Below are 26,593 nucleotides of genomic sequence, written 5' to 3'. Positions count from 1 at the left end.
GTGTGAGGAAAAACGATGAAAAAAACGGCCCCGCCAGTGGAGATTGGCGGGGCCGTTTTGTTTTCAAGTCGAAAAAGTCGTCACCGCCAGCAACGCATCTACATTTGAGATTGATCAAGAAAACCGCAGGTAGTAACGTGACTACATTCGTACTCCATACGGAGGTTAGCCCCCATGACTATCACCACCATTTCCAGCCGTGAATTCAATCAAGACACAAGCGGTGCCAAAAAAGCCGCCCGCCAAGGCCCGGTTTTTATCACTGACCGGGGCAAGCCTGCCCATGTACTGCTAAGCATTGAGGACTACCAAAAACTGACAGGCCTCAATGCCGACATCGTTGAGCTGTTGGTGATGCCAGAAGCGGCAGATATCGAGTTCGAAACCGAACGCGCCGTGATCACTCATCGACCCGTGGACTTCACTTGATGTATCTACTCGACACCAATGTCATCTCTGAACTGCGCAAACCCCAGGCCGATGCCAAGGTCGTCGCCTGGGCCAAAAGTGTCATCGCGCCACGGATGTATATTTCAGCCATTACCTTGAAGGAACTGGAAACAGGAGTCCTGCGAATGGAGCGGCGTGATCCCGCCCAGGGGAAGGTTTTGCGCACATGGCTCAAGCGCCATGTCATGCCGGCGTTTGATGCCAGAATCCTGCCGATTGATGCAGCAGTTGCCCTGCGCTGTGCCAGCTTGCATGTGCCAGACCAAGCCAACGAAAGTGACGCGCTGATCGCTGCAACCGCGCTGGTTCATGGGCTGACAGTGGTCACCCGCAACATCGGCGACTTTCAATCCAGCGGCGTCGCGCTGATCAATCCATGGGACGAATGACCGGTAAGGCTGCGAAAACCGTCCATACTTCACAAGTCAATTGACCCAGATCACGTACACCATCAATTGATTTCCCCCAACGCGACCAAAGGTCGCACCCGTCGAAGGGTGTCAGGGGCGTATCATTAGGCCACTGCAACACCCCTATTTTGACCCCGGCCGGCACGTACTGGCCGAGGCAAATCTCCACTGCCGTGGGATGCAATGATGAGCAACCAGATTCCGGTACATGACGTTACTCCGCCTGCCAAAAATTCGAATAACACCGTCGATCTCTACGCATCGCGGGAGAAAATCTACACCCGTGCCTTCACCGGCTTGTTCCGCAATCTGCGGATGCTCGGGGGTGCCGGTTTGTTCCTGCTCTACTTCGGCACCGTGTGGCTGAACTGGGGTGGCCACCAGGCTGTCTGGTGGAACCTGCCGGAACGTAAATTCTTCATTTTTGGCGCGACTTTCTGGCCCCAGGATTTCATCCTGCTATCGGGCATCCTGATCGTGGCGGCGTTTGGCCTGTTCTTCATCACCGTGTATGCCGGCCGCGTCTGGTGCGGCTACACCTGCCCGCAAAGCGTGTGGACCTGGATCTTCATGTGGTGCGAAAAGGTCACCGAAGGCGACCGCAACCAACGCATCAAGCTGGACAAGGCGCCGATGAGCGCCAACAAGTTCCTGCGCAAGTTCGGCAAGCACAGCCTGTGGCTGATCATCGGCTTCGTCACCGGCATGACCTTTGTCGGCTACTTCTCGCCGATCCGTGAACTGGTGTTCGATTTCTTCACCGGCCAGGCGGATGGCTGGTCGTATTTCTGGGTCGGCTTCTTCACCCTCGCCACCTACGGCAACGCCGGCTGGCTGCGCGAGCAGGTGTGCATCTACATGTGCCCGTATGCGCGTTTCCAGAGCGTGATGTTCGACAAGGACACGATGATCGTTTCCTACGACCCGCGCCGTGGCGAAGTCCGTGGGCCGCGCAAAAAAGGTATCGACTACAAGGCCCAGGGCTTGGGGGACTGCATCGATTGCACGATGTGCGTGCAGGTGTGCCCTACCGGCATCGACATCCGTGACGGCCTGCAGATTGAATGCATCGGCTGCGCGGCCTGCATCGACGCCTGCGACAACATCATGGACAAGATGGAATACCCGCGCGGGCTGATCAGCTACACCACCGAGCACAACCTGTCCGGGCAGAAAACCCATAAGCTGCGCCCGCGCCTGATCGGTTATGCCCTGGTGCTGCTGGCGATGATCAGCCTGTTGGTGGCCGCCTTCTTCGTGCGCTCGCTGGTGGGTTTCGACGTCAGCAAGGACCGCGTGCTGTACCGCGAAAACGCCGAGGGCCGGATCGAAAACGTCTACAGCCTGAAGATCATGAACAAGGACCAGCGCGACCACACCTACGTGCTTGACGCCGCAGGCCTGCCAGACCTCAAGCTGCAAGGCCGGCGCGAGATCAAGGTAGCGGCCGGGGAAATCTTCAGCATGCCGGTGGAGTTGTCGAGCGCACCGGAACAACTGCCGTCGAGCACCAACGAGGTGAAATTCATCCTCAGGGATGCCGATGACGACAGCGTCCACATTGAAGCCAAGAGCCGATTCATCGGCCCACAAGTCCGTTAATAGAGAGCCGAACAATGCCCGCAGCTACTGCCGCAAGCCCCTGGTACAAGCACCTCTGGCCCTGGATCATCATTGGGATCCTGACCTGCTCGGTGACGTTGACCTTGTCCATGGTGACCATCGCGGTGAACAACCCCGACAACCTGGTCAACGACAACTATTACGAGGCCGGCAAAGGCATCAACCGTTCCCTGGACCGCGAACTGCTGGCCCAGACTCTGCAACTGCGGGCCAAGGTGCACCTGGACGAGTTGACCGGCGAAGTCGAATTGCACCTGACCGGCAACAGCGGGCCCGGCACCCTGGAGCTGAACCTGATTTCGCCAACCCAGCCGGAGAAGGATCGCAAGATCATCCTGACCCGCAGCGACAGCGAGCCCGGCCGCTACATCGGCCAGGTGACCGACAAGGTCGAAGGCCGCCGCTTCGTCGAGCTGCTGGGGGTGGAAGGCGACCGGACCTGGCGTATGTTTGAAGAAGAACAGGTCAGCCATGACAAGGACTTGCTGCTGGGCGACGAGCCGCTGCAGGGTGCTGAAGACCTGAAAAAATAGAGCGTCACCTGTTTGATCGTTCCCACGCTCTGCGTGGGAATGCATCCCGTGACGCTCCGCGTCACAAGAGCGGACGCGGAGCGTCCAGCGAAGCGTTCCCACGCAGAGCGTGGGAACGATCATCGGAACTGAGCCATGACCACCCCGATCCCCTGCTACCACTGCGCCCTGCCCGTGCCGCCCGGCAGCCGGTTCACTGCCCTGATCCTCGGCGAGCCCCGCGAGCTGTGCTGCCCGGGCTGCCAGGCGGTGGCCGAGGCGATTGTCGCCGGTGGCCTGGAAAGCTATTACCAGCACCGCAGCGAAGCCTCGGCCAACCCCGAGGCGCTGCCGGTGCAACTGGTGGACGAGCTGGCGCTGTATGACCGTGCCGATGTGCAAAAGCCTTTCGTGCGCCACGACGGTGACCTGTCGGAAGCCACACTGTTGATGGAAGGCATCAGTTGCGCCGCCTGTGGCTGGCTGATCGAAAAACACCTGCGCAGCCTGCCCGCCGTGGCCGAGGCGCGCCTGAACCTGTCCAACCACCGCCTGCACGTGCGCTGGGCCGACGGGCAATTGCCCCTGAGCCAACTGCTCGGCGAGTTGCGCCACATCGGCTACGCCGCCCACCCGTATCAAGCCGACCGTGCCGCTGAACAACTGGCCAGCGAAAACCGCCTGGCCCTGCGTCAACTGGGGGTGGCCGGGCTGCTGTGGTTCCAGGCGATGATGGCGACGATGGCCACCTGGCCGGAATTCAATATCGACCTGAGCCCGGAGCTGCACGTGATCCTGCGCTGGGTCGCGATGTTTCTGACAACGCCCATCGTGTTCTACAGCTGCGCACCGTTTTTCAAGGGGGCGATGCGCGACCTGCGCACCCGCCACCTGACCATGGATGTTTCGGTGTCCCTGGCCATTGGCGGTGCCTACCTGGCCGGAATCTGGACCGCCATCACCGGCACCGGTGAACTGTATTTCGATGCAGTCGGCATGTTTGCCCTGTTCCTGCTGGCTGGGCGCTACCTTGAGCGTCGCGCCCGGGAACGTACGGCGGCAGCCACCGCGCAGTTGGTCAACCTGTTGCCGGCCTCGTGCCTGCGCATGAGTGCCGACGGGCAAAGTGAACGGATCCTGCTCAGCGAACTGGCCCTGGGCGACCGGGTACTGGTGCATCCGGGGGCGGTGCTGCCGGCAGATGGCATCATCCTCGACGGCCAGTCGAGCATCGACGAATCGCTGCTGACCGGCGAGTACCTGCCGCAACCACGCCAGGTCGGCGATGCCGTCACTGCCGGCACCCTCAACGTCGAAGGTGCGCTGACCGTCGAAGTCCGCGCCCTGGGCCACGACACGCGCCTGTCGGCCATCGTGCGCCTGCTGGAGCGGGCCCAGGCGGAGAAACCCCGGCTGGCGGAGATCGCCGACCGCGCCGCCCAATGGTTCCTGTTGTGCTCGTTGGTCGCCGCTGCGGTCATCGGCCTGGTGTGGTGGGAGCTGGATTCGTCACGGGCGTTCTGGATCGTCCTGGCGATGCTGGTTGCGACCTGCCCTTGCGCCCTCTCACTGGCAACACCCACCGCCCTGACGGCAGCCACCGGCACCCTGCACAAACTCGGCCTGCTGCTGACCCGCGGCCACGTGCTGGAAGGCCTGAACCAGATCGACACGGTGATTTTCGACAAGACCGGCACCCTTACCGAAGGTCGCCTGGCGTTGCGCGCGATCCGCCCGTTGAGCCTGCTGGGCAGCGACGAGTGCCTGAGCCTCGCGGCGGCGCTGGAGCAACGTTCGGAACATCCTATCGCCCGCGCATTCGGCCGCGCGCCGTTGGCGGCGGATGAAGTGCTCAGCACGCCGGGCCTGGGCCTGGAAGGCCGCGTCGGTGACCGCCGGTTGCGCATTGGCCAGCCGGGTTTTGTTTGCGAACTGAGCGGCTGCGCCCTCCCCGCCTCGCCGAAGGAAGCCGGCCAATGGCTGCTGCTGGGCGACACCGACGGCGCCCTGGCCTGGTTTGTCCTGGATGACCGCCTGCGCAGCGACGCGCCCGCCTTGCTCGCCGCCTGCAAGGCACGCGGCTGGCGCACGTTGCTGCTGTCGGGAGACAGCTCGCCGATGGTTGCCAGTGTCGCCGCCGAGCTGGGCATCGACGAAGCCCATGGCGGCCTGCGCCCCGATGACAAGCTGCAAATGCTGCAACAACTGCACAAGGAAGGCCGCAAGGTGCTGATGCTCGGCGATGGCGTCAACGATGTGCCGGTGCTGGCCGCCGCCGATATCAGCGTGGCCATGGGCTCGGCCACCGACCTGGCCAAGACCAGCGCCGACGCGGTGTTGCTGTCGAACCGCCTCGACGCCCTGGTGCAAGCCTTTACCCTGGCCCGGCGCACCCGCCGGGTAATCATTGAAAACCTGCTGTGGGCCGGGCTGTACAATGGCCTGATGTTGCCGTTTGCCGCCCTCGGCTGGATCACTCCCATCTGGGCGGCGATCGGCATGTCCCTCAGTTCGTTGACCGTGGTGCTCAATGCCCTGCGCCTGACTCGCATGCCGAGCACGCCAGCCGTGAGCCCCGCCCCCGTAACCCGCCCGCTGCCGGCATGAGCCGCGCGGGCATGGAGTGCAGATGCCAGCTCTTTACGTGATGATCCCGGCGGCGCTGTTGATCGTGGCCATCGCCATTTACATCTTCTTCTGGGCGGTGGACAGCGGCCAGTACGACGACCTCGATGGCCCGGCCCACAGCGTGCTGTTCGATGACCAGGACCCGAACCACCTGGCGGCCGTCGATGAAGCCAACGGCCCTGAACAACCGCCCAAGCCGAAAGATCCGCCCCATGCTTGAACTGGCGCCCCTGCTGGTCTCGGCGGTGATCCTCGGCCTGCTGGGCGGCGGCCATTGCCTGGGTATGTGTGGCGGCCTGATGGGCGCGCTGACCCTGGCGATTCCCAAGGAGCAACGCAGTCGGCGCTTTCGCCTGCTGCTGGCCTACAACCTGGGGCGCATCCTCAGCTACGCCACCGCCGGCTTGCTGATCGGCCTGGCCGGCTGGGCCGTGGCCAACAGTCCGGCAGCGATGTTCATGCGCATCCTCGCCGGGCTGTTGCTGATCTGCATGGGCTTGTACCTGGCTGGCTGGTGGAGCGGCCTGACCCGTATCGAAAGCCTCGGGCGCGGCCTGTGGCGCCATATCCAGCCGGTTGCCAACCGTTTGCTGCCGGTGTCCAGCCTGCCCCGGGCGTTGCTGCTGGGTGCGCTCTGGGGCTGGTTGCCGTGCGGGTTGGTCTACAGCACGTTGCTGTGGGCGGCCAGCCAGGGCAATGCGCTGGACAGTGCGGTGCTGATGCTCGCGTTCGGCCTTGGCACCTGGCCGGTACTGCTGGCCACGGGCTTAGCCGCTGATCGAGTCACCGCGTTATTGCGCAAACGCAGCGTGCGGATGGCCGGTGGCCTGCTGGTCATGCTGTTCGGCATCTGGACCTTGCCCGGGCCGCACCAGCACTGGCTGATGGGCCACTAGATCGCCATGTGGCATAGCGCCGCTCCCCGTTGATGCAAATCAAGATGGCTTCCCCACCCAGCCCCTAGACTCGGCCCACTAGCCTATCCGGGGGAACGCCCGCATGCTCGACGCCATTCGTTGGGACACTGATCTGATTCACCGCTACGACCTGGCGGGGCCACGCTATACCTCGTACCCCACCGCCGTACAATTCGACAGCCAGGTCGGCACCTTCGACCTGCTCCACGCCCTGCGCGACAGCCGCAAGGCCGTACGGCCCCTGTCGCTGTATGTGCATGTGCCGTTTTGCGCCAACATTTGCTACTACTGCGCCTGCAACAAGGTCATCACCAAGGATCGCGGCCGGGCTCACGCCTATCTGCAACGCCTGGAGCAGGAAATCCAGTTGGTGGCGTGCCACCTCGACCCCAAACAGCCGGTCGAGCAGCTGCACTTCGGCGGCGGCACCCCGACCTTTCTCAGCCATGACGAGCTGCGTCAGGTCATGGGCCGCCTGCGCCAGCACTTCAACCTGCTGGACGATGACTCCGGCGACTACGGGATTGAAATCGACCCACGGGAAGCCGACTGGGCGACCATGGGCCTGCTGCGTGAACTGGGGTTCAACCGCGTCAGTATCGGCCTGCAGGACCTGGACCCCGAAGTGCAGCGTGCGGTGAACCGCCTGCAAAGCCTGGAAGAAACCCGCGCAGTGATTGACGCAGCGCGCACCCTGCAGTTTCGTTCGATCAATATCGACCTGATCTACGGTTTGCCCAAGCAGACACCGCTGAATTTCGCACGCACCGTGGAAGAAGTCATCAGCCTGCAACCCGACCGCCTCTCGGTGTTCAACTACGCACACCTGCCGGAACGGTTCATGCCCCAGCGACGGATCAACACCGACGACCTGCCCTCCCCGGCGGAAAAACTGCTGATGCTGCAAACCACCATCGAGCAGTTGACCCGGGCGGGCTACCGCTACATCGGCATGGACCACTTTGCCCTGCCGGACGACGAATTGGCCGTCGCCCAGGAAGAAGGCACGCTGCAACGCAACTTCCAGGGCTACACCACCCACGGGCATTGCGATTTGATCGGGCTTGGGGTGTCGGCGATCAGCCAGATCGGCGACCTGTACTGCCAGAACAGCAGCGACCTGAACCACTACCAGAATGCCCTCGCCGGCGCGCAACTGGCCACCAGCCGTGGGTTGTTATGCACCACGGATGACCGGCTGCGACGGGAAGTGATCCAGCAGTTGATCTGCACGTTCAGCCTGAATTTCGAGAAGATCGAACAGGCTTTCAACATCGATTTTCGCGGCTATTTCGACGAACTCTGGCCGCAACTGGAGGCGATGACCGAGGACGGACTGATCGAACTCGACCCACAGGGCATCCGCGTATTGCCGGCGGGACGCCTGCTGGTACGCTCGGTGTGCATGGTGTTCGATGCCTATCTGGAGCACCAGAATCGGCAACGATTTTCGCGGGTAATCTGAACCTGTCCTACTTCGCCAGCAGGGCCATCGCTTCCAGCTGCGACTCGGGAGACTCGTCCTTCAAGGCCTTGGTCAACTGCGATTGGGCCGTCATCAAGCCGGCCTGCAATGTCGCGATATCACTCTGCAAGGCGGCCACTCTGGCCTGCCTTGCCTGCGGGGTCTTTGAGGCGTCGGACATGGCAGCTGAGAGCTGAGCCATCTTCTCGGCGAGCTGTTTTCTCATCTCGCGAATCATTTTCAACAGCTGCTTGATGTTGTCTTTCAGGTTGCTGTCGTCAATGTCCTTGTTGGAGTTGGTGCTGGCCTTGGAGGCTTTCAGCCCCGCCCCCGAGATATCCACCACCAGTCCTTGGGGCTTGGTGTCAGTGGCCCGATCGGTCGAAGACGCTTGGTCTTTATCGTCTGCAGCGGGGTCTTTTTTCGCATCAGGCACGGTTAGCGAAGAAACAATGGCAGGGTTGGTTGCGCCAATGGAAAGCATGATCTGAGCCTCCAGCTCTAGGAGTGACAATCTTGTATCGACCTCGATACAAAATTCTTTATACCGCTGCTGCTTTTTTGTACACGCTGGCCTGATCGTCCCCCAGTGCGGTACCCTTACGCCTTATGTGTGTTTTCCCACAAGGATTTAAGAAATGTCCGAGCCAGTTAAACTGCGCGCTCATAGCCAGGCTCATTGCAAGGATTGCAGCCTGGCCCCCCTCTGCCTGCCACTTTCGTTGAATCTGGAAGACATGGAAGCGCTGGACGAGATCGTTAAACGCGGTCGCCCACTGAAAAAAGGCGAGTTCCTGTTTCGCCAGGGCGACAAGTTTGACTCCGTTTATGCAGTACGTTCTGGCGCGCTGAAAACCTTCAGCCTGAGCGATGGCGGCGAAGAACAGATCACCGGCTTCCACCTGCCGAGCGAACTGGTCGGACTGTCGGGCATGGACACTGAGATTCACCCCGTGTCGGCCCAGGCCCTGGAAACCACATCGGTGTGTGAAATCCCGTTCGAACGCCTGGATGAACTGGCCCTGCAGCTGCCGCAATTGCGTCGCCAGCTGATGCGCGTGATGAGCCGGGAAATCCGCGACGACCAACAGATGATGCTGTTGTTGTCGAAGAAAACCGCCGACGAGCGTATTGCCACTTTCCTGGTCAACCTTTCCGCACGTTTCCGCGCGCGGGGTTTCTCGGCCAACCAGTTCCGCCTGAGCATGTCGCGCAACGAAATCGGCAACTACCTGGGCCTGGCGGTGGAAACCGTGTCCCGGGTATTCACCCGCTTCCAGCAGAACGAGTTGATTGCGGCCGAAGGCAAGGAAGTGCATATCCTCGACCCGATCCAGCTCTGCGCATTGGCTGGCGGTTCGCTCGACGGTTGATCCAGACGCTTGCGGCCGAGCCAATCGGCTGGGCCGCAGGTATACTTCGAGTCCGCTTTCCTCCCCAGGACTCCTCGACGATGGTCTTCGATTCGTTCGACATCAAATCCCTGATTCGCCCAGTCATCGACTTCCCCAAGCCTGGGGTGATCTTTCGCGATATCACGCCGCTGTTCCAGTCGCCCAAGGCCTTGCGCCTGGTGGCCGACACCTTCGTACACCGCTACGTCGAAGCCGACTTCACCCACATCGGCGCGATGGATGCCCGAGGCTTCTTGATCGGTTCGATCATTGCCTATCAGTTGAACAAACCGCTGATCCTGTTCCGCAAGCAAGGCAAATTGCCGGCTGACGTGCTGGCCGAGAGTTATCAGACCGAATACGGCGAAGCCTTCCTGGAAGTGCACGCCGACAGCCTGTGTGAAGGTGATTCGGTACTGATGTTCGATGACCTGATCGCCACCGGCGGCACGCTGATCGCAGCGGCCAACCTGGCGCGGCGCATGGGCGCACGGATTTTCGAAGCGGCGGCGATCATCGATCTGCCGGAGCTGGGTGGTTCCCAGCGCCTGGAAGACATGGGCATTGCGACGTTCTGCCTGACGCAGTTTGCACTGACAGAGCAATAACCCCGGGACTCGTGTGGCGAGTGAGCTTGTGTGGCAGGGAGCTTGTGTGGCGAGGGAGCTTGCTCCCGCTGGAGTGCGCAGCGCTCCCAAAGATCTTGGGGCCGCTACGCAGCCCAGCGGGAGCAAGCTCCCTCGCCACAGCTCCCTCGCCACAAAAGCGCTTTCTACAAGCCCATCTGCTTGCTGATGATTTCGTTCATCACTTCCCGAGTCCCGCCGCCGATGGACAGGATGCGGTTGTCGCGATACAGCCGCTCCACCAGGTTGCCGCGCATGTAGCCCTGGCCGCCGAGGATCTGCACGGCATCAAAGGTCACGCGGTCGGCGGTGTCGGTGGCGAGGTTCTTGGCCATCGAGATCTCCTTGATCACACTCTTGCCCGCGGCCATCTTGGCGGCCTGGCGGTAGGTGAATTCCCGCGAGACCTCCACCGCCGTGGCCATTTCCGCCAGGCGATGCTTGAGCACCTGGAACTTGCCGATGGGTTTGCCGAAGGCCTCGCGCTGGGCCGCCCACTTCAGGCTTTCCTCCAGGGCCATCTGCGCAGTCATATTGGCCATCAGGGCCAGGGCCAGGCGCTCGCTCTGGAAGTTGCCCATGATGCAGGCGAAACCCATGTTCTCGGCGCCGATCAGATTGCCTACGGGTACGCGGCAATCATCGAAGAATAATTCGGCAGTGTCCGACGCCCACCAGCCCATTTTCTTCAGCGGTGTACCGGTGGTGAAACCAGGCGTGCCCTTTTCGATCAACAACAGGCTGATGCCGGCAAAGCCCGGCCCACCGGTACGCACGGCGACGGTGTAGAAGTCGGCACGCTGGCCGCTGGTGATAAAGGTTTTGCTGCCGCTGACCCGGTAATGGTCGCCGTCGCGCACAGCACGGGTCTGCAGGCTGGCGACATCGGAGCCGCCACCGGGCTCGGTGACCGCCAGGGCGGCGATCTTCTCGCCGGATAACACCTGCGGCGCCACACGATCGCGCACCTCGGGCCGGGCCCATTTGACGATGGGCGGCAAGCCGATATCCAGCGAGCCCAACCCTGCCACTACTCCGCCGGAGCCGCAGCGCATCAGTTCTTCGCTGGCCGCGACCTTGGCGAACAGGTCACCTTCGTGGCTGCCTCCAAGGGCTTCGGGGTAACCGATGCCCAGGATCCCCGCCGCACCGGCCTTGAGGTACAGCTCCCGGGGGAAGCTTTCCGCTTCCTCCCACTGCTCGATGCCCGGCAACATCTCGCGCTCGACGAAACGACGCACGCTGTCGCGGACCAATTGGTGGCTGGGGTCGAAGTATTCCTGATAGGCAGACATCGGCAGGCTCCACGGGACGGTAGAGCGAACTTACCAAGCGCTTGCTTGGTTATCAAGCAAGAGGAAAGGCTCGTGAACGCCACAAAACAAATGTGGGAGCGGGCTTGCTCGCGAATGCGGTGTATCAGTCGCCAGATGCATTGACTGAACCACCGCATTCGCGAGCAAGCCCGCTCCCACATTTTGTTCTGCGGTGTTTGTTATAGGGCGATCGGCTTACGCCCGGCAAACGAATGCGCCAGGGTCCCGCCATCCACCAGTTCCAGCTCGCCACCCAGCGGCACGCCGTGGGCGATGCGCGAGGTAATCAGGCCTTTGTTGGTCAGCAGCTGGGCGATGTAATGGGCCGTCGCTTCGCCTTCCACCGTAGGGTTGGTGGCCAGGATCACCTCGACGAACGTGCCCTGCTCCTCGATTCGCGTCACCAGTTGCGGAATACCAATCGCCTCCGGCCCCAGCCCGTCCAGCGGCGACAGGTGGCCCTTGAGCACAAAGTAGCGCCCGCGGTAACCGGTCTGCTCCACCGCGTAGACATCCATCGGCCCTTCGACCACGCACAGCAGCGTGTCGTCGCGACGCGGGTCGGCGCATTGCGGGCACAGCTCTTCCTCGGTCAGGGTGCGGCACTGGCGGCAGTGGCCAACCCCTTCCATCGCCTGGCTCAGGGCCTGGGCCAGTCGGGAGCCGCCGCTGCGATCACGCTCCAGCAGTTGCAGCGCCATGCGCTGGGCGGTTTTCTGACCCACACCTGGCAAAGTGCGCAGGGCGTCGATCAGTTGACGAATCAGGGGGCTGAAGCTCATGGGGAAAGGTCCGACAAAACAACGAGACGCGGTTTATACCCGCGCCTCGGATTAGCGTCAAATGCTCAATCTTGTGCGACCCGCACCACCAACTTGCCGAAGTTGCGCCCCTCCAGCAAACCGATAAAGGCTTCAGGTGCCTGCTCCAGGCCTTCCACCACGTCCTCGCGGAACTTGATCTTGCCATCCCGCACCCACGGCGCCATGGCACTGAGGAATTCCGGTTGGCGGTCGCCATAGTCGTCGAACACGATAAAGCCCTGGATCCGCACACGCTTGGTCAGCAAGGTACGTTGCAACGCCGGCAGCCGGTCGGGACCGCTGGGCGCTTCGTGGGCGTTATAGCCGGCGATCAGGCCACACAAGGGAATGCGCGCCTTGGCATTCAGCAGCGGCACGACCGCGTCGAATACCTTGCCGCCGACGTTTTCAAAGTAGATATCGATGCCCTTGGGGCAGGCCTGGGCAAGCTCCTCGGCAAAGTTGTCGCTCTTGTGATCGACACAGGCATCAAAGCCCAGCTCGTCCACCACATAGCGGCACTTGTCGGCGCCACCCGCCACACCGACCACCCGCAGGCCCTTGATCTTCGCCACCTGGCCCACCACCGAGCCCACCGCACCGGAAGCGGCCGCCACCACCAGGGTTTCCCCGGACTTGGGCTGGCCGATATCGGTGAGGCCCATATAGGCGGTCATGCCGGGCATACCCAGCACACCCAGGGCCATGGACGGGCTGGCCAGTCCCTTCGGTACCGGGATCAGGTTGCGCCCATCGGAGATGCTGTGGCTCTGCCAGCCGGTGGAACCGACCACCAGGTCACCCACCTCGAACTTGGGATTGCGGGACTGTTCGATGCGGCTGACAGCGCCACCGGTCATCACTTCGTCGATTTCTACCGGCGCAGCATAGGACGGCGCATCACTCATGCGCCCGCGCATGTAGGGATCCAGGGACAGGTAAAGGGTCTTCAGCAAAACCTGGCCGTCGGCCAGTTCCGGCAGCGCGACGCGCTCCAGGCGAAAGTTTTCCGGCACCGGTGCGCCGTGGGGGCGTGAGACCAGCACAATGCGCTGGTTGAGGGTCAATGCTTCGGACATCAGCGAGGCTCCTTCTATCGGTGATTGAATTCAACGGTATAGGGTGCAGACCCCAACACAGGGTCCAGGGTTCGACAAAACTCTCGCAGTAGCCGTTGTCGAGCGCCAGCGAGGCTACGTTAGCCGCACCGCTGCTTTCATGCCAGACGTGGGACCGAGTCGCTGCCGACGCAGCCTCGCTGGCGCTCGACAGCTGCTACGGGTATGGAAAATAGCCGGACAAAAAAATGCCAGGCGCGGGGCCTGGCATTTTCGGTGCTGCTTGCCGATCAGAACGGCAGCTTCATGCCCGGTGGCAGTTGCATGCCAGCGGTCACGCCGGACATCTTGTCCTGGCTGTTGGCTTCGATCTTGCGCACGGCGTCGTTGACGGCCGCGGCAAACAGCGCCTCGAGCATTTCTAGGTCGTCTTCGCCGACGCCCGGCAATACGCTTGGGTCGATGCTCACGCGCTTGATGTCGTGACGACCGGTCATCACCACGCTGACCATATCGCCACCGGCTTTACCGGTGACTTCGGCGTTGGCCAGTTCTTCCTGCATCTTGGCCATCTTTTCCTGCATCTGCTGCGCCTGCTTCATCAGGCCGGCCATGCCACCTTTCATCATGGGAATCACCTCAAAAGTACGTGGATCAATTATTGGCCCCGGGTTATGACGCTTGGGGTACCGGGGCTTCTACAGGTTCAATAGTATCGTGCCGCACCACCGCGCCAAACTGCTGCATCATCTGCTGGATGAGCGGATCACCGTGGATCGACTCTTCAGCCTCGCGCTGGCGGTTGACCCGGCGACGGGACGCCGCCTGGGCCGGGGTTTCCTGCTCGGGCTTGATCAGCTCGATGCTGATGGTCAGCGTGCGCCCGTGGAACTGGTTCAGGGCATCGTTGAGCCGGCGCTGCTGGGTCGCGTTGAACAGGGCGCTGTGGGCCGGGTCCAGGTGCAGCAGCCAGTGGTCGCCATCAACGGCAATCAGGGTGCAGTTGGCGGCGATGCTGCCGGTCATGCCGGAGATCGGCAGTTTCGGGAACAGCTCCAGCCATTGCAACGCCAGGCCGGTGGCCGGCATCGCGGCAGGTTCGGGTTCAGGCTCCGGGGCAGGCTCGGCGGTGTGTTCGCTGGCCAGGTCGTCCAGGTAGCTGTAGGCCGAATCCATGTCCGGCTCGATGTAATCTTCGTCCAGCGGCGGCTCGTCGTCGAGGTCGGTGCCCGGGGTGGCGGCGTCCACTTGCGCAACGGTCGGCTCCGGCACCGGGGCCGAAACCCACTCGGGGGCGTCCGGCACCACGCTGTCCGGGGTCGGCGCGGGCATGGGTGTCAGTTCAGGCTGCTCGCTGGTGGTTTCCAGCACCGGCTCGACGGCAGGCTGCAGCTCGACCTCGACCTCGGCCTCTACCGGGTCGTTCCACGGCAGATCGACTTCAGGCACGGGCGCAGGCTCAACCACCGGCTCCGGCACCACCACAGGCGCCACGGGCTCGGCGACAACCGGGGCGGCGGCCTGTGCAACCGGCGCAGGCGGCGCAACCACTGGCGCGACAACAGCCGGGCCAGCCACTGGTTTGGCGGAATCAACTGTGGCCTGGCTGATCCCCACTGGCTTTAGCGGCTGTCTCGGCGCATCCGCCGTGTCGGCGGGCCTGAAGGCCAGCATCCGCAGCAGGACCATTTCGAAGCCGCCCCGCGGATCGGGTGCCAACGGCAGGTCACGTCGCCCAATCAGGCCCATCTGGTAGTAGAACTGTACGTCTTCGGCCGGTAACGCCTGGGCCAGGGCCAACACGCGGTCGCGGTCGCCGTGGCCGTTGTCGACACCTTCGGGCAGGGCCTGGGCGATGGCGACGCGGTGCAGCACATTGAGGATTTCCGACAGCACGCCATTCCAGTCCGGGCCTTGCTCGGACAGATGGCGCACGGCTTCGAGCAACGCCTTGGCGTCGCCTTCGATCAACGCGTGCAGCACGTCGAACACCTGGCCGTGGTCCAGGGTGCCGAGCATCGCCCGCACGTCGGCGGCCAGCACCTTGCCTTCACCGAAGGCGATGGCCTGGTCGGTAAGGCTCATGGCATCACGCATCGAGCCGTCGGCGGCACGACCCAGCAACCACAGGGCGTCGTCTTCGAACGGTACGTTCTCGACACCCAGCACGTGGGTCAAATGCTCGACCACACGCTCCGGGGTCATGTTTTTCAGGGAGAACTGCAGGCACCGCGACAAAATCGTTGCAGGAAGTTTCTGCGGGTCGGTGGTGGCCAGGATGAATTTGACGTAGGGCGGCGGCTCTTCCAGGGTCTTCAACAAGGCGTTGAAGGAGTGGCTGGACAGCATGTGCACTTCGTCGATCAGGTAGACCTTGAAGCGGCCACGGCTCGGTGCGTACTGCACGTTGTCGAGCAGCTCGCGGGTGTCTTCGACCTTGGTGCGGCTCGCGGCGTCGATCTCGATCAGGTCGACAAAACGCCCTTCGTCGATTTCCCGGCACACCGAGCAGGTACCGCACGGCGTCGAGGTGATGCCGGTTTCACAGTTCAGGCACTTGGCAATGATGCGGGCAATGGTGGTCTTGCCCACCCCGCGGGTACCGGTGAACAGGTAGGCGTGGTGCAGCCGTTGGCTGTCCAAGGCATTGATCAGAGCCTTGAGCACATGGGTCTGGCCGACCATTTCGCGGAACGAGCGCGGACGCCATTTACGTGCAAGAACCTGATAACTCATCGAAAACCGTCGCAACTGGGAAGCGGAAGCGGGTAATGCTAGCGGAGCAAGGGGGAAATTGCATCCGGCACGCTCGTCTAATCTGACTAAGCTGGTCTGACCAAGCCTGTAAAAGGCTGAACCCGGAGAATTTATGCGCGCAGTCCTGGGCGCCTTGTGGATGATTGCCACGGTCACCCTGGCGGCACCCGCACCTCTGCGATTCTCCATTTCCGACAGCTGGACCATGCCCATGGTGCAACTTGACCAGGGCCAGCCGACCCAGGGGATTTTGTATGACCTGATGTTGAGCCTGGCCACCCAGGTCGGCCGTCCTGCGAAATTCCATGTGCTGCCGCGTGCGCGTATCGACACCGCCATGGAGCGCGGGGATGTGGACGTGCGCTGCTACGTGACACCGGCGTGGCTGAACAACCTGTCGGGGGACTTCACCTGGAGCATCCCGCTGCTGGTCCAGCGCAATGTGCTGGCCGCCGGGCGCGTGCCATCAACGTCGGTGGCACTGGACAGCCTTGCGCCGCAACACATCGGCACGGTACTCGGCTACAGCTACCCGACCCTGGAGGCGCGCTTCGCCAGCGGCCAGTTCAGCCGCGACGACAGCCGCAGTGAAGAGCAAGTGCTGCAAAAACTGGTGGCCGGACGCTTCAACTATGCAGTGATCAACGAATGGATCCTTGACCGCTTCAATCAGCAATTACCGCCCACACAGCGCCTGCATACGGTGGCCGTGATCGAGGAGCAACGCCTGGGCTGCTATGTGCGCAACGACCCGCAGGTGCCGGGGCAGCAGATCCTGCGCACGTTGCTGCGGATGAAAATGTCCGGGGAGATTGATGAAATCATCCAGCTGTATATCGGGAACAGCGCGCCCGCCCCTTAAGATCACCTGATTGTCCTTGTGGCCAGGGAGCTTGCTGACCAGGGAGCTTGCTGTGGCGAGGGAGCTTGCTCCCGCTGGGCTGCGTAGCGGCCCCAAGATCTTTGGGAGCGCTGCGCACTCCAGCGGGAGCAAGCTCCCTCGCCACAGTAAACATCACTCAAGCTTTTGCCACTGCGGCGGCGGTGCAAATCCCTCGACCCAACCCGGCACGTCGTCCGCAGGCATCGGCCGGGCGATGAAATAGCCTTGGGCCACTTCGCAGCCCATGCGCATCAACAGCTGGCCGTGCTCCAGGGTTTCCAGGCCTTCGGCAATCACTTCGCGGCCAAACGCACGGGCCAGGCCGATCACGGCCTTGGTCAGCGCCAGGTCGTCCTTGTCGTGCAGGATGTCGCGCACGAACGACTTGTCGATCTTGATGGTCTGGGTCGGCAGGCGCTTGAGGTAGCTCAGGGAGGAATAGCCGGTGCCAAAATCATCCAGGGAGAACTGCACGCCCAAGGCCTGGCAGGCCTCCAGGTGCTGGGTGACACGCTGGATATTGTCGATGGCCACCGACTCGGCGATCTCCAGGTCCAGCCGGTGCGGCTCCACCTGCGGGTATTGCGCCAGCAAGTCTTGCAGGCGCTCGACAAAATCCTCGCGCTGGAAGTGCCGCGCCGCGATGTTCACGCTCACCGACCACCAATGCCCATGCACCTGCCAGCGATGCATCTGGCCCAACACCTGGGCGATCACCCATTCGCCGATATCGACAATCAGGTCGGTCTGCTCGATCAGTGGCAGGAAATCCCCCGGCTTCACCAGGCCACGCTCGGGGTGCTGCCAGCGTAACAACGCTTCGAACCCCACCACCGTGCCGCAGCGCAAGTTGACCTTGGGCTGGTAATGCAGGCACAACTGGCCCGCCGCCAGGGCCTGGCGGATCTGCTCCACGGTCTGGTGGCTGGCCTTGACCTCCTGTTCCAGGGATACATCAAACAACTGGTAGCGGTTGCGCCCGCTCTGCTTGGCCACATACATCGCCTGGTCGGCATGGCGCAGCAAGGTGTCGGCGTCCTCGTCGTCCAGGGGGAACAGCGTGACGCCGATGCTGGCGAACACATTCAGCTCCGCCCCCTGGATCGAGTACGGCTCGGAAATCGCCTTGAGGATGCGCAGCAAGGCGCCGTTCAGCTCGTCGATATCGCGCACATAACGCAGGATCAGCACAAATTCGTCACCGGCGAGCCGGGCGACCACGTCCTCGCCGCGGATGATCTCCCGCAACCGAGTGGCCACTTCCACCAACAACAGATCCCCACAGGCATGCCCATACCCGTCGTTGACCGCCTTGAAGCCGTCCAGGTCGAGCATGCACAACGCCAACGGTATGTCTTCGCTGCGGGAGAACTCCAGGGACTGGTTAAGCAACTCCGACAGATAGGCGCGGTTCGGCAAGCCGGTCAGCACATCGTGGCCGACCCGCCATTGCAGGGTGTGCAACAGCTGGCGCTTTTCGCTGACATCAAAGCGGATCGACACGTACTTCTGCACGCGCCCGGTCTTCTCATCGAGCAGCGGCACCATGGTGCTGTCCACCCAATACAACGTCCCATCCTTGGCCCGGTTGCAGATTTCCCCACGCCACACCCGGCCTTCGCTGATGGCTTGCCACATGCCCTGGAAGAACCCCGCAGGGTGCAGTCCCGAGCTCAGAATGCGGTGATTTTGCCCCAGCAACTCGTCACGCCCGTAGCCGGACATGCCGCAGAACTGGTCATTGACGTAAGTGATGCAGCCCGCCAGGTCAGTCTCGGAGAAAATGGCGGCTGCATCCACGGCCCTGCGGTATTTCTCGTCCATGAGTCAGGCTCACTGTGGCTAGCGGTTGAACCGCTCGACCAGGGCGCGCAACCCGGAAGAGATGCTTTCGAGTTCCCGGCCACGGGTGACTGCAGCGTTGGCATTGCCCGCTGTCTTTTGCACCGTGGCGGCAACGTTATTGATCTGCTGTGAAACTTCCTCGGCGACGTGGGATTGTTCCTGTGAGGCAGCAGCCATTTGCTGACTCATACTGGTAATACGCTCCACCGCGTGGCGAATGCCTTGCAGCGCCTGCTGCGCCTCAAGTACTTGCTGCACGCCCTGCTCGGCCTCGTGAATGCCCAGGCTCGCGATCTCGACCGCCTCATCGGCGCCCGCCCGAAGGTTCTGGATGATGCCCTGGATCTGCTGGGTCGACTCCCGCGTCTTGCCCGCCAGGGCGCGCACCTCGTCGGCCACCACGGCAAAGCCACGGCCCTGCTCGCCGGCGCGGGCCGCTTCAATGGCCGCGTTGAGGGCCAGCAGGTTGGTCTGGTCGGCGATTGCCTGGATCATGCTCGCGGCCACCTGGATTTGCTGGGTCTGCCCGGCCAGGTTGCCCACCGCCTGATTGATCTGGGTGACGGTGCCGGCCAGCAGCTGGATCGCCTCGCGCGACGTGCCGGCCACCTGGCTGCCCTGCTCGGCGAGGGTGTTGGCGGTGTGGGCTTCACTGGCGGTTTGTTGAACGTGCACTGCCACTTCGGCGATGGACGCAGCCATCTCGGTCATGGCGGCGGCGGTCATGTCGGTCTCGGCGCGCTGTTCCAGCAACGCCGATTCGGTGGTGCTCGACAACACGCTGGAATGGGCGGCTGCTTCGGCCATCTGGTTGGCCAGGTCGCTGAGGCGCGTCAGGGCGGTTTTAAGTCGCGCTTCTTCGCTGATCAGGATCATTTCGAGCTGCGCGGTCGGCCCCAGCGCGTCGCTGTAGGTCATGGCGCTGATGGGGTCGGAAAAGGTATTGGGCGTGTTCTGCACAATCTGCTTGAGCTGTAGTCCCAAGCGTTGATGCCCCCAGACGCCCAGGCCGAGAAACAAGCCGACAGTCAACGCCTGGGCCCATACACCCGGAACCCATTGGAAGGCGGCGACACTGGCAACGGCAGCCGCCAGTGGCAACGCCATGGCTCGGGACACAGACGCCACACGCCGCACCGGCGAGACCGCCGCACCACCTGCCTGCAACCGCGCGTACAGCGCTTCTGCGCGGCGCACCTGTTCGCGGGTGGGCTTGACCCGCACCGACTCATAGCCCGTCAGCCGCCCGTCTTCGAGAATCGGCGTCACATAGGCGCTGACCCAATAATAGTTGCCGTTCTTGCAGCGGTTCTTCACCACGCCCATCCAGCTCTGCCCGGCCTTGAGGTAGCTCCACATCAGCTGGAACACGGCGGGCGGCATGTCCGGGTGGCGCACCAGGTTGTGGGTGCTGCCGATCAGCTCGGCCTGGGTAAAGCCGCTCATGGCGGCAAACTCGGCGTTGCAGTAGGTAATATGGCTGTTGACGTCAGTTGCGGAAATTAGCCGTTGCTGCTCCCCAAAAGTCTGTTCAACAGCAGTGACCGGCAAATTGAGACGCACGTTAAAGCTCCATGGACAGCATTCGATCGCCCTCTCGACCACCGGGTAGGCAGGACAGGCGGATTCGTATTTCCAGTCGGGCTGCGCCGTCGATCGGCTGGTTGGCCGCAAAGGCACGCAAACCCACGATTTTGCACAGCAATTCATCATCCATTCAGTGATGATCAACTAGGCTTGAATTCGGGTATCCGGCACGTGAGGCGCAATGAAGCGTGGCACTGACGAGCGACATTTCAGTCCCTGCCAGGCGTCCGTTTTATGGGCACATTTATGAGAGTAAGGAGAGAGCAATGATTTCCTGTTTCATAAACCTGCCTTCTGAAACGAGACCACCAAATACTTGTCCTAGATGCCGATTCTACGAATTACATCACATTTTGCAAGAAAAGGTGATGGTACATGCGGTTGTCTAATTTTAAGATTTATCGTTAAGTTCTTGATTCTAAATGGGAATTGAGCGATGCACATTTCAAGTTTGGGTCCAGCCATCAGACGTTACCGCAAGGTCGCAGGGCTTACTCAGGCTGAACTAGGTGAAAAAACCGGTTTTGACCCTAAAACCATCAGCCGCTTCGAAACCGGCACCTATACACCCAGCGTCGAGGCACTGTTCTTGTTCGCAGAGGCGCTGGGAGTGAAGCTGAAAGTCTTTTTCGCAGACCTGGTCGACGAGGAGGAACAGCGCGCTTATCTGTTCGGTGTCATTCACAAAGCCACCCCGAAGGATCTGGGAAAGCTGATCGCAGCGGTAGACCAGGCCTTGTCCAAGCCTTAGAGCTCGCAACACACGTGCACGCAATAAAAAGAGCAGACAGCCAGATTGACTGTCTGCTCTTTGCTTGATGACTCCTGACATGAACTGACAGGACAGCCCCTTAGACTAGGGACTGAGCCGCGCCATTGCTGCGTCATTCCACGGAGTCATCATGAATAGCATTGCCCATTACTTTTTGTTGTACGTCGACAGCCCGGCCACCAGCGCCAACCTCTACAGCCGACTGCTGGACAAGCCGCCGGTGGAGCTGGGGCCGACCTTTGCGCTGTTCATCCTCGACAACGGGGTGAAACTCGGCCTGTGGTCGCGCCATACCGTGGAGCCTGCGGCCCAAGCCTCGGTTGGCGGTAGCGAGGCGGGTTTCTGCGTCGCTGATATCGCAGCGGTCGACGATTTGCACACGCGCTGGGCGCAACTCGGGATGAGCATCATCCAGTCACCGGTCGAGGCGGACTTCGGCTACACCTTTGTCGCCCAGGACCCCGACGGTCACCGCCTGCGGGTGTTTACCGTGAACCCGTAACGGCTTGCGGCGCCAGCGCCCTTCGAGGCTGATGGCGCCGACACTGGCCAGCACGATCAGGCCACCCAGCACCACGCGCAGCGAAACCTGCTCGCCCAGCAGCGTGGCGGCCATCACCATCGCCACCGGCGGCACCAGGTACAACGCCACTGACGCGCGGCTGACCTCGACATGCCGCAACACATAGGCCCAGGCCAGGTACGCCAGGGCGCTGGGAAAGGCGCCGAGCAACAACACCGCCCAATTGGCTTGCGTCGATGATTGCGACACCACCGCCGGCAAACCCGGCAAATAGACACACAGCAGCAAGGTGCCCGACCACACCGTGTAGCACACCGTGGTCAGCGGGCTGTAGCGCCGGGAATAGTGTTTTTGGATGGTGAAATAAAGGCTCCACGACAACGCCGCCAGCAGGATCATCAGTCCACGGGGATCAATCTGCCCCAGGCCATGCTCGCCCCAGATCACCACCAGCACCCCGCTCAAGCCCAGCAGCACGCAACCCCAGCGCCAGCCGGTAACTCGCTCCTTCAAGCCGAAAAACGCCACCAGCACCGTAAACAGCGGAACCGACTGCGCCAGCACACTGGAGGCAGCGGCCGTGACAAATTGCTGGCCGAAATTGATCGTCAGGTGATGCAGGAAAATCCCGAAGAAGCCCAGCACCAGCAACCACGGCAGGTCCCGCAGACGTGGCCGCTCGATCCTCATGACCAACGCGACGCCGGCCATCAATACCGAAGCAATCAGGAACCGTCCCAAGGCCAACTGGCCAGGGCTGTAGCTGTGCAAGGCCAGATGCACGCCAATCGGCGAATACGCCCAACAGAGGATGACGCTGGCAGTGACTAGCGTAAGCTTTACAGGTGACGGGGCTTTCATGAACGGCGTCCAGCAGTGGGAATGCCGTCAGTCTTGGCCCCGGCAAGGCGCAGGACAATTAACCGTTTCTGACTTCTGTAATCACTGGAACTGAGCGATGGAACTGGCCCAACTGAAAATGGTGAAAGCCGTGGCACAAACCGGCAGCGTGGCCCAGGCCGCCCTGCAACTGCACTGCGTGCCGTCCAACATCACCACACGCATTAAGCAACTGGAAAGCGAGTTGGGTACCCCGCTGTTCATTCGCGCCGGGCGCGGGTTGGCGATCAGTGCCGCAGGGGAAGTGTTTCTCGACTACTGCGAGCGCATCCTCGCGCTGGTGGAAGAGTCCAAGCGTGCCGTCGACAGCAACGCGATTCCCCGCGGCAAGCTGCGCATCGGCGCAGTGGAATCCAGCGCCAGTGGCCGCCTGCCGCCGCTGCTGGCCGAATACCATCGACGTTATCCACAAGTGGAGCTGGAACTGGTGACCGGTGCCTGGGCGCAGTTACTCGATGACCTGCAACATCACCGCATCGACGCCGCGCTGGTGGCCGCCGGCGGCAAACGCCCGAAGCTCGAACAAAGCGTGGTCTACAGCGAGCGCCTGGTGCTGATTACCAGCGCCTCCAGCGCACCCATCGAGGACGCCCGGGACCTGGCCGGCCGCACGCTGCTGGTGTGGCCGCCAGGCTGCCCGTATCGCGCAGCCCTGGAGAACTGGCTCAAGCCCCACGACATCAAGCCTGCCATCGCGAGTTATGCCAGTTGGGGCACGATCATTGGCTGCGTCAGCGCGGGGATTGGCGTGGCACTGGCGCCGGAAGGCATCCTGGCGCGCTACGAGCAGGCCAACCAATTGACGTCCTACCGCTTCGACGAATTGGCGGCGGTGGATAACCTGCTGTTCTGGCACAAGGACACCCAACGCCACCTGGCGCGGGATGCCTTTGCGGGGCTGTTGCGGGAGACTTTCGGCTAACCGGTTTTCGCCCCGCTACGCGCGGGCGCAGCAGCATCTTCAGCCTTTTGCGGGGACCAGCCTGGCGTACTGGTCCTGGCTGATCCAGCCCTTGGAAGAGCGGCCTTCGCCATTGATGAACTCGACCTGGGCCCAGCCATCCTTAAACGCCAGTACCGCGACCACATCGTCCTTGACCACGTAGGCACGATGGCTGGCCTTGGCGTCCGGGGTCTTCTGCAGGAAGGCCTTGTCGGACGAAACGGTCACCAGGCCAATCCATTTCTTGGCAGCGGTTTGGGTCAGGTCCAGGCCGGTGGCAATTTCCGGCATCAACACGTTGATGCAGCCGGGATGTTCGCGGCCCTTCTCCACGGTCAGCATCACACCGTCCGAGGAAGCCGCGACGGTACCCGGATAGGCCTCATCCAGCCATGTCGACACCGATGCCTTCGCACCGTCGACCTTGCCCTGCAGGAAGAACGTGCACGAGCGGGTCACGCCCTCGCCCATTTCCTCGGCATAAAACCCCTCCACCTGATGCTCGGGCGTCACGGCCAGCATCAGCCCTTCGTACTTGCCCGAGTGCAGCGTAGCGGCAAACGCCGGCGCACCTGCAGCAACACACACGAAAGAGGCAACCAGCAATCGGGACACGCAACGTTTGAACGGCATTCTATTTTTTCCCTTCAAGTGCTTCGTAGGCTTTTTTGATGCGTTGGTCATAGTCGCCATAATCCTTGCCGTTATAGTTCAGCGCCATGGCGGCGTAATCCTTGTTCTTCATGGCCTTGACCAGGGCCGGGCTCTGGCTGCAAAAACCGAGGAAGGCCTTTAGTTGATGCCCGGCATTAATCTTCATGGCCACCACAAATTCAAACACCGTTTTATAACCGCATGCCGTGAAGTTGGAGCCCATTATCTGAAACATGCCCCAGGAGGCCGATTTCAAGGCCGCTTCCTGATCCAGTGCGAAGGCGGTGGCCATGGTCTCCCAGGCCTTGGTCTGGTCCTTGTTATTGGCCTTCCACTGGGGCCCGGCCTTCTTCACGTAGGGGTACGACAACAGCGGGTGGGTCTGGTCGTATTTACTCTTGGTGTACTTGCGAAAATGGTGCCCTTCAAAGGCGATCACCGGCAACTTGGCCGGGCCGAACCCGGAGCGCCCGCCCGACTCCACCGTGGCAAAGGCCTTGATGATATTGACGGAAATGCCGTTACCCAACTGCGTGGCAGCGTTCTGGAAGTCCGTATCCGTCAGCGTCGTGCCGCCGTCGCACGCGGCCTGGAGCATCATCTGCCGGTTGCGCCGCTCGGCCTCGATCATCGCCCGCATGCGGTCCAGATAGTGGTCGACCGTGGCCTGGACCATGTCCGCGCCGGTGTTGCCGAACACATTGAGGAACGTCGGAATACGCAGGGTCGGGTTCGGCTTGACCGGCACCTTCACCGCCTCTTCGATCAGGCTATTGAAGGTGCGCCCGGTAGGGTCGATGACACCATCGGGATGCGCGTATTTGAGGTGGCGGAACTGATACTGGCTGATGCACTGCACCAACTGGCCGTCGCACTTGCCATTTTCCGCCAGGGGGAAACCCAACTTGGGAATGATCAAGTTGAATAAATACTGGATGCATTGAACATCGGCGGGCAAGTTGCGGGCTTTGCCCGGCGCACCGACGGAAGCGCTGATGAGAGTGGGCAACCCTTGCAGGCTTTTCATTACTGACATCCTTGTTAGTTGGAGTAGATGAGCCATAAAGCGCCATCACTTTAATATCATCCATGTGCCACCGACATATTTAGAAATATGTCGCTGGCGCAAACTAACAAGGCGAATTTGGCTTGTCCAGCGCAAGGTTTTAAGGATGTGAGCAATCCCTCACTGACGTCGTCCCTAGGAATAATTTTTAAACGGACTGGGCACTTTGCCACTACCTGCGCTACTGTCTGTTTCGCAGGATGCATTGTCGTCCTGACATCTAACAATGACGTCCAGGGACTGACATGAAATCGACCTTTATTGCCTGTGCCATCAGCGGATTGCTCTTCGTCTCGCCAAACACCCACGCAGAAGATTTTGCGGGCTACTTGCTCAAGGCGGTAACGCCAAAAGGTCCGCAATGGCAAACCAAAAACGATGACGAGATGGCATCAGCGTTCGCGAATGCCGGGGTAAAACGATACAAGTGGTCTGCCGACACCGGAAAAGACGAGATCACCCTGTTTGTGTTGCCGGGCCAGAATCAACCGCCAAGCGCGGCCCGTGATTCCGATACCCGGGCCGCCGAGAAGAACTGCAAAACACATATCAGCCAGACTGACATGGGAGATACCAGCACCCCGTATATGGGCTGGTCGGTGATCTGCACACAGGCGAACGGCAACGTCATGACCTTGAGGCATTTTGCCTATCAATTGGGGGGCGACACGTACAAGGTTTCCAGGACCTGGAGAGAAATGCCTTCAGAACAAACCGTTGCACAATGGAGCGCAACGCTCGCCAGCATCGCCGACCACATCAACAGCACTAAGCCGTGACACAGGAGGTGCCCATGCGTTGGCTAATCGTGGTATCGACTGTCCTGCTGCTGTTCGGCTGTGCATCCAAACCGCCTGTGGCGCCGCCGGACCTGTCCCGCCCGTCGATCGCCGAGACAAAGTCGGTGGTGTTTGCAGGGAAAACATACGTCCTGAAATACCAGGCCCGGGGCAACGTTCCGCTCTGGGAGTATTTCCTCGCACCAGAAAGCGTCAACGCCTGGAGCGAACTGGTGGATTTTCGCCTCGCGCCGCCCCAGAGCACCGGCAACGAGCCCCGGGATCTTGCCAACCTGACCGCGCAGGCCCACAAACAGGAATACCCCAACCTTCCGGTGGAGATGTTTTCAGACGAGAAAACCGATGCGATCTACGTGCTGCTGTTTTATCCGACCTCCACACGCAAGGACGGCAGCTTCTTTGAGTTCAATATCTTCAAATACTACAAGGACAACGGGACCGGCCAAATCATCAGCTTCCACTTTGCCAAGAACATCCCGTCCGACACGCCTGCCGCACGACAGGAGTTGCCCGGGCACATGGCGAGGTTGCGCGCAGAAGTGATTCCGGCCATGGGAGAGTTCCCGCTGTACCGTCAGTAACCCTGATGAGCGAACAGCAGAATTCGCTTCGCAGATGACGATTGTCAGCGAAGGGCTTCATAAAAGTATTTTTTTGAATC

Annotated in this window: 28 protein-coding genes; 16 read left to right on the top strand and 12 right to left on the bottom strand. The window is 61.5% G+C overall.

The genetic code is table 11. The annotated features are described in order from the left end of the window. Nucleotides 1-174: 174 nt before the first annotated feature. The 8 genes from HX814_RS05660 to hemN all read left to right on the top strand — a co-directional run bounded on the left by HX814_RS05660 (nucleotide 175) and on the right by hemN (nucleotide 8,005). Nucleotides 175-429 carry a type II toxin-antitoxin system Phd/YefM family antitoxin gene (locus HX814_RS05660; protein WP_177008127.1) on the top strand — a complete coding sequence of 85 codons (255 nt, stop codon included), beginning with the start codon at nucleotides 175-177 and terminating at the stop codon, nucleotides 427-429. Continuing rightward, on the top strand, nucleotides 429-839 hold the full coding sequence (locus HX814_RS05655; protein ID WP_102368383.1) for a type II toxin-antitoxin system VapC family toxin: 411 nt from the start codon (nucleotides 429-431) through the stop codon (nucleotides 837-839). The genes HX814_RS05660 and HX814_RS05655 overlap by 1 nt, the downstream gene beginning before the upstream one ends. Nucleotides 840-1,046: 207 nt before the next feature. Next, nucleotides 1,047-2,462, top strand: a complete 1,416-nt coding sequence (gene ccoG, locus HX814_RS05650) for a cytochrome c oxidase accessory protein CcoG (protein WP_003219028.1) — start codon at nucleotides 1,047-1,049, stop codon at nucleotides 2,460-2,462. Between the two features lie 14 nt (nucleotides 2,463-2,476). Next, complete coding sequence (locus tag HX814_RS05645) at nucleotides 2,477-3,016, top strand: FixH family protein (RefSeq protein WP_008437568.1); 540 nt, start codon at nucleotides 2,477-2,479, stop codon at nucleotides 3,014-3,016. Between the two features lie 135 nt (nucleotides 3,017-3,151). Further along, nucleotides 3,152-5,602 (top strand): heavy metal translocating P-type ATPase, encoded by a 2,451-nt coding sequence (locus tag HX814_RS05640; protein ID WP_177008128.1) that lies wholly within the window; start codon nucleotides 3,152-3,154, stop codon nucleotides 5,600-5,602. A 22-nt stretch (nucleotides 5,603-5,624) separates the two neighbouring features. Next, nucleotides 5,625-5,843, top strand: coding sequence for a cbb3-type cytochrome oxidase assembly protein CcoS (gene ccoS, locus HX814_RS05635; RefSeq protein WP_003219033.1), 219 nt, complete (start codon nucleotides 5,625-5,627; stop codon nucleotides 5,841-5,843). Continuing rightward, nucleotides 5,836-6,519, top strand: a complete 684-nt coding sequence (locus tag HX814_RS05630; RefSeq protein ID WP_003219035.1) for a sulfite exporter TauE/SafE family protein — start codon at nucleotides 5,836-5,838, stop codon at nucleotides 6,517-6,519. The genes ccoS and HX814_RS05630 overlap by 8 nt, the downstream gene beginning before the upstream one ends. A gap of 103 nt (nucleotides 6,520-6,622) precedes the next feature. Beyond that, entirely contained in the window at nucleotides 6,623-8,005 is a 1,383-nt protein-coding gene (gene hemN / locus HX814_RS05625) for an oxygen-independent coproporphyrinogen III oxidase (protein WP_003219038.1), read from the top strand. 7 nt (nucleotides 8,006-8,012) lie between these two features. On the opposite strand, the gene HX814_RS05620 is transcribed toward hemN, so the two are convergent. Further along, nucleotides 8,013-8,489, bottom strand: a complete 477-nt coding sequence (locus HX814_RS05620) for a hypothetical protein (RefSeq protein WP_003219041.1) — start codon at nucleotides 8,487-8,489, stop codon at nucleotides 8,013-8,015. 154 nt (nucleotides 8,490-8,643) lie between these two features. Here HX814_RS05620 and fnr point away from each other — a divergent pair, with 154 nt between their 5' ends. Together fnr and HX814_RS05610 are read left to right on the top strand one after the other, a co-directional pair. Continuing rightward, nucleotides 8,644-9,378 (top strand): fumarate/nitrate reduction transcriptional regulator Fnr, encoded by a 735-nt coding sequence (fnr, locus tag HX814_RS05615; protein ID WP_003219044.1) that lies wholly within the window; start codon nucleotides 8,644-8,646, stop codon nucleotides 9,376-9,378. An 80-nt stretch (nucleotides 9,379-9,458) separates the two neighbouring features. Next, entirely contained in the window at nucleotides 9,459-10,007 is a 549-nt protein-coding gene (locus HX814_RS05610; protein WP_177008129.1) for an adenine phosphoribosyltransferase, read from the top strand. Nucleotides 10,008-10,171: 164 nt separating this feature from the next. Here HX814_RS05610 and HX814_RS05605 read toward each other — a convergent pair whose 3' ends face one another. From HX814_RS05605 to dnaX, 5 genes are all read right to left on the bottom strand, one after another. Continuing rightward, nucleotides 10,172-11,320: an acyl-CoA dehydrogenase family protein gene (locus tag HX814_RS05605; protein WP_003219047.1), complete on the bottom strand. Its 1,149-nt coding sequence runs from the start codon at nucleotides 11,318-11,320 to the stop codon at nucleotides 10,172-10,174. A gap of 200 nt (nucleotides 11,321-11,520) precedes the next feature. Beyond that, nucleotides 11,521-12,123, bottom strand: coding sequence for a recombination mediator RecR (gene recR, locus HX814_RS05600; RefSeq protein ID WP_003219049.1), 603 nt, complete (start codon nucleotides 12,121-12,123; stop codon nucleotides 11,521-11,523). Nucleotides 12,124-12,188: 65 nt separating this feature from the next. Then, a complete protein-coding gene (locus HX814_RS05595; protein ID WP_003219050.1) occupies nucleotides 12,189-13,223 on the bottom strand; it encodes an NADP-dependent oxidoreductase in 1,035 nt (344 codons plus the stop codon). Between the two features lie 269 nt (nucleotides 13,224-13,492). Further along, nucleotides 13,493-13,831, bottom strand: a complete 339-nt coding sequence (locus HX814_RS05590) for a YbaB/EbfC family nucleoid-associated protein (RefSeq protein ID WP_003193199.1) — start codon at nucleotides 13,829-13,831, stop codon at nucleotides 13,493-13,495. 43 nt (nucleotides 13,832-13,874) lie between these two features. Further along, nucleotides 13,875-15,938 carry a DNA polymerase III subunit gamma/tau gene (dnaX, locus tag HX814_RS05585; RefSeq protein WP_102368376.1) on the bottom strand — a complete coding sequence of 688 codons (2,064 nt, stop codon included), beginning with the start codon at nucleotides 15,936-15,938 and terminating at the stop codon, nucleotides 13,875-13,877. A 133-nt stretch (nucleotides 15,939-16,071) separates the two neighbouring features. Here dnaX and HX814_RS05580 point away from each other — a divergent pair, with 133 nt between their 5' ends. Then, complete coding sequence (locus HX814_RS05580) at nucleotides 16,072-16,821, top strand: ABC transporter substrate-binding protein (protein WP_177008130.1); 750 nt, start codon at nucleotides 16,072-16,074, stop codon at nucleotides 16,819-16,821. Between the two features lie 153 nt (nucleotides 16,822-16,974). On the opposite strand, the gene HX814_RS05575 is transcribed toward HX814_RS05580, so the two are convergent. The 3 genes from HX814_RS05575 to HX814_RS05565 are packed head-to-tail and all read right to left on the bottom strand — an operon-like array spanning nucleotide 16,975 to nucleotide 20,404. Next, nucleotides 16,975-18,666 (bottom strand): bifunctional diguanylate cyclase/phosphodiesterase, encoded by a 1,692-nt coding sequence (locus HX814_RS05575; RefSeq protein WP_003219057.1) that lies wholly within the window; start codon nucleotides 18,664-18,666, stop codon nucleotides 16,975-16,977. Between the two features lie 18 nt (nucleotides 18,667-18,684). Next, a complete protein-coding gene (locus HX814_RS05570) occupies nucleotides 18,685-20,250 on the bottom strand; it encodes a PAS domain-containing methyl-accepting chemotaxis protein (protein WP_008437563.1) in 1,566 nt (521 codons plus the stop codon). 1 nt (nucleotide 20,251) lies between these two features. Continuing rightward, complete coding sequence (locus tag HX814_RS05565; RefSeq protein WP_177008131.1) at nucleotides 20,252-20,404, bottom strand: hypothetical protein; 153 nt, start codon at nucleotides 20,402-20,404, stop codon at nucleotides 20,252-20,254. A gap of 306 nt (nucleotides 20,405-20,710) precedes the next feature. Here HX814_RS05565 and HX814_RS05560 point away from each other — a divergent pair, with 306 nt between their 5' ends. Then, nucleotides 20,711-21,025 carry a helix-turn-helix domain-containing protein gene (locus HX814_RS05560; RefSeq protein WP_003219061.1) on the top strand — a complete coding sequence of 105 codons (315 nt, stop codon included), beginning with the start codon at nucleotides 20,711-20,713 and terminating at the stop codon, nucleotides 21,023-21,025. Between the two features lie 151 nt (nucleotides 21,026-21,176). Then, nucleotides 21,177-21,548, top strand: coding sequence for a VOC family protein (locus HX814_RS05555; protein WP_177008132.1), 372 nt, complete (start codon nucleotides 21,177-21,179; stop codon nucleotides 21,546-21,548). Here the strand turns inward: HX814_RS05555 and HX814_RS05550 are convergent. After that, nucleotides 21,462-22,430 carry a DMT family transporter gene (locus HX814_RS05550; RefSeq protein ID WP_003219065.1) on the bottom strand — a complete coding sequence of 323 codons (969 nt, stop codon included), beginning with the start codon at nucleotides 22,428-22,430 and terminating at the stop codon, nucleotides 21,462-21,464. The genes HX814_RS05555 and HX814_RS05550 overlap by 87 nt on opposite strands. Before the next feature lie 97 nt (nucleotides 22,431-22,527). Here HX814_RS05550 and HX814_RS05545 point away from each other — a divergent pair, with 97 nt between their 5' ends. Further along, nucleotides 22,528-23,391 carry a LysR family transcriptional regulator gene (locus tag HX814_RS05545; protein WP_003219067.1) on the top strand — a complete coding sequence of 288 codons (864 nt, stop codon included), beginning with the start codon at nucleotides 22,528-22,530 and terminating at the stop codon, nucleotides 23,389-23,391. A gap of 39 nt (nucleotides 23,392-23,430) precedes the next feature. Here HX814_RS05545 and HX814_RS05540 read toward each other — a convergent pair whose 3' ends face one another. Next, the gene (locus tag HX814_RS05540; protein WP_003219069.1) at nucleotides 23,431-24,045 is read right to left on the bottom strand and encodes a hypothetical protein; all 615 of its coding nucleotides are present in this window, start codon (nucleotides 24,043-24,045) and stop codon (nucleotides 23,431-23,433) included. 1 nt (nucleotide 24,046) lies between these two features. Then, the gene (locus HX814_RS05535) at nucleotides 24,047-25,093 is read right to left on the bottom strand and encodes an N-acetylmuramidase family protein (protein ID WP_177008133.1); all 1,047 of its coding nucleotides are present in this window, start codon (nucleotides 25,091-25,093) and stop codon (nucleotides 24,047-24,049) included. A gap of 284 nt (nucleotides 25,094-25,377) precedes the next feature. Between HX814_RS05535 and HX814_RS05530 the strand changes: the two genes are divergently transcribed. Together HX814_RS05530 and HX814_RS05525 are read left to right on the top strand one after the other, a co-directional pair. Further along, a complete protein-coding gene (locus tag HX814_RS05530; RefSeq protein WP_003219072.1) occupies nucleotides 25,378-25,911 on the top strand; it encodes a hypothetical protein in 534 nt (177 codons plus the stop codon). A 14-nt stretch (nucleotides 25,912-25,925) separates the two neighbouring features. Further along, nucleotides 25,926-26,513 (top strand): hypothetical protein, encoded by a 588-nt coding sequence (locus HX814_RS05525; RefSeq protein ID WP_177008134.1) that lies wholly within the window; start codon nucleotides 25,926-25,928, stop codon nucleotides 26,511-26,513. Nucleotides 26,514-26,593: the final 80 nt, after the last annotated feature.

Source organism: Pseudomonas sp. C8002 (assembly GCF_013385765.1).
Taxonomy (GTDB): domain Bacteria; phylum Pseudomonadota; class Gammaproteobacteria; order Pseudomonadales; family Pseudomonadaceae; genus Aquipseudomonas.
The sequence above is the reverse complement of the archived record's forward strand: the minus strand, read 5'-3'. Positions and strand labels throughout refer to the sequence as shown.

Coding starts and splice junctions, on each gene's coding strand:
- ccoS (WP_003219033.1), top strand. CDS start 5,625: ATGCCAGCTCTTTACGTGATGATCCCGGCGGCGCTGTTGATCGTGGCC.
- HX814_RS05595 (WP_003219050.1), bottom strand. CDS start 13,223: ATGTCCGAAGCATTGACCCTCAACCAGCGCATTGTGCTGGTCTCACGC.
- HX814_RS05630 (WP_003219035.1), top strand. CDS start 5,836: ATGCTTGAACTGGCGCCCCTGCTGGTCTCGGCGGTGATCCTCGGCCTG.
- HX814_RS05660 (WP_177008127.1), top strand. CDS start 175: ATGACTATCACCACCATTTCCAGCCGTGAATTCAATCAAGACACAAGC.
- HX814_RS05605 (WP_003219047.1), bottom strand. CDS start 11,320: ATGTCTGCCTATCAGGAATACTTCGACCCCAGCCACCAATTGGTCCGC.
- HX814_RS05610 (WP_177008129.1), top strand. CDS start 9,459: ATGGTCTTCGATTCGTTCGACATCAAATCCCTGATTCGCCCAGTCATC.
- HX814_RS05535 (WP_177008133.1), bottom strand. CDS start 25,093: ATGAAAAGCCTGCAAGGGTTGCCCACTCTCATCAGCGCTTCCGTCGGT.
- HX814_RS05555 (WP_177008132.1), top strand. CDS start 21,177: ATGAATAGCATTGCCCATTACTTTTTGTTGTACGTCGACAGCCCGGCC.
- HX814_RS05565 (WP_177008131.1), bottom strand. CDS start 20,404: ATGGATGATGAATTGCTGTGCAAAATCGTGGGTTTGCGTGCCTTTGCG.
- HX814_RS05580 (WP_177008130.1), top strand. CDS start 16,072: ATGCGCGCAGTCCTGGGCGCCTTGTGGATGATTGCCACGGTCACCCTG.
- recR (WP_003219049.1), bottom strand. CDS start 12,123: ATGAGCTTCAGCCCCCTGATTCGTCAACTGATCGACGCCCTGCGCACT.
- HX814_RS05620 (WP_003219041.1), bottom strand. CDS start 8,489: ATGCTTTCCATTGGCGCAACCAACCCTGCCATTGTTTCTTCGCTAACC.
- HX814_RS05560 (WP_003219061.1), top strand. CDS start 20,711: ATGCACATTTCAAGTTTGGGTCCAGCCATCAGACGTTACCGCAAGGTC.
- HX814_RS05590 (WP_003193199.1), bottom strand. CDS start 13,831: ATGATGAAAGGTGGCATGGCCGGCCTGATGAAGCAGGCGCAGCAGATG.
- hemN (WP_003219038.1), top strand. CDS start 6,623: ATGCTCGACGCCATTCGTTGGGACACTGATCTGATTCACCGCTACGAC.
- HX814_RS05525 (WP_177008134.1), top strand. CDS start 25,926: ATGCGTTGGCTAATCGTGGTATCGACTGTCCTGCTGCTGTTCGGCTGT.
- dnaX (WP_102368376.1), bottom strand. CDS start 15,938: ATGAGTTATCAGGTTCTTGCACGTAAATGGCGTCCGCGCTCGTTCCGC.
- HX814_RS05530 (WP_003219072.1), top strand. CDS start 25,378: ATGAAATCGACCTTTATTGCCTGTGCCATCAGCGGATTGCTCTTCGTC.
- HX814_RS05550 (WP_003219065.1), bottom strand. CDS start 22,430: ATGAAAGCCCCGTCACCTGTAAAGCTTACGCTAGTCACTGCCAGCGTC.
- HX814_RS05655 (WP_102368383.1), top strand. CDS start 429: ATGTATCTACTCGACACCAATGTCATCTCTGAACTGCGCAAACCCCAG.
- HX814_RS05545 (WP_003219067.1), top strand. CDS start 22,528: ATGGAACTGGCCCAACTGAAAATGGTGAAAGCCGTGGCACAAACCGGC.
- HX814_RS05640 (WP_177008128.1), top strand. CDS start 3,152: ATGACCACCCCGATCCCCTGCTACCACTGCGCCCTGCCCGTGCCGCCC.
- HX814_RS05540 (WP_003219069.1), bottom strand. CDS start 24,045: ATGCCGTTCAAACGTTGCGTGTCCCGATTGCTGGTTGCCTCTTTCGTG.
- HX814_RS05645 (WP_008437568.1), top strand. CDS start 2,477: ATGCCCGCAGCTACTGCCGCAAGCCCCTGGTACAAGCACCTCTGGCCC.
- ccoG (WP_003219028.1), top strand. CDS start 1,047: ATGAGCAACCAGATTCCGGTACATGACGTTACTCCGCCTGCCAAAAAT.
- fnr (WP_003219044.1), top strand. CDS start 8,644: ATGTCCGAGCCAGTTAAACTGCGCGCTCATAGCCAGGCTCATTGCAAG.
- HX814_RS05575 (WP_003219057.1), bottom strand. CDS start 18,666: ATGGACGAGAAATACCGCAGGGCCGTGGATGCAGCCGCCATTTTCTCC.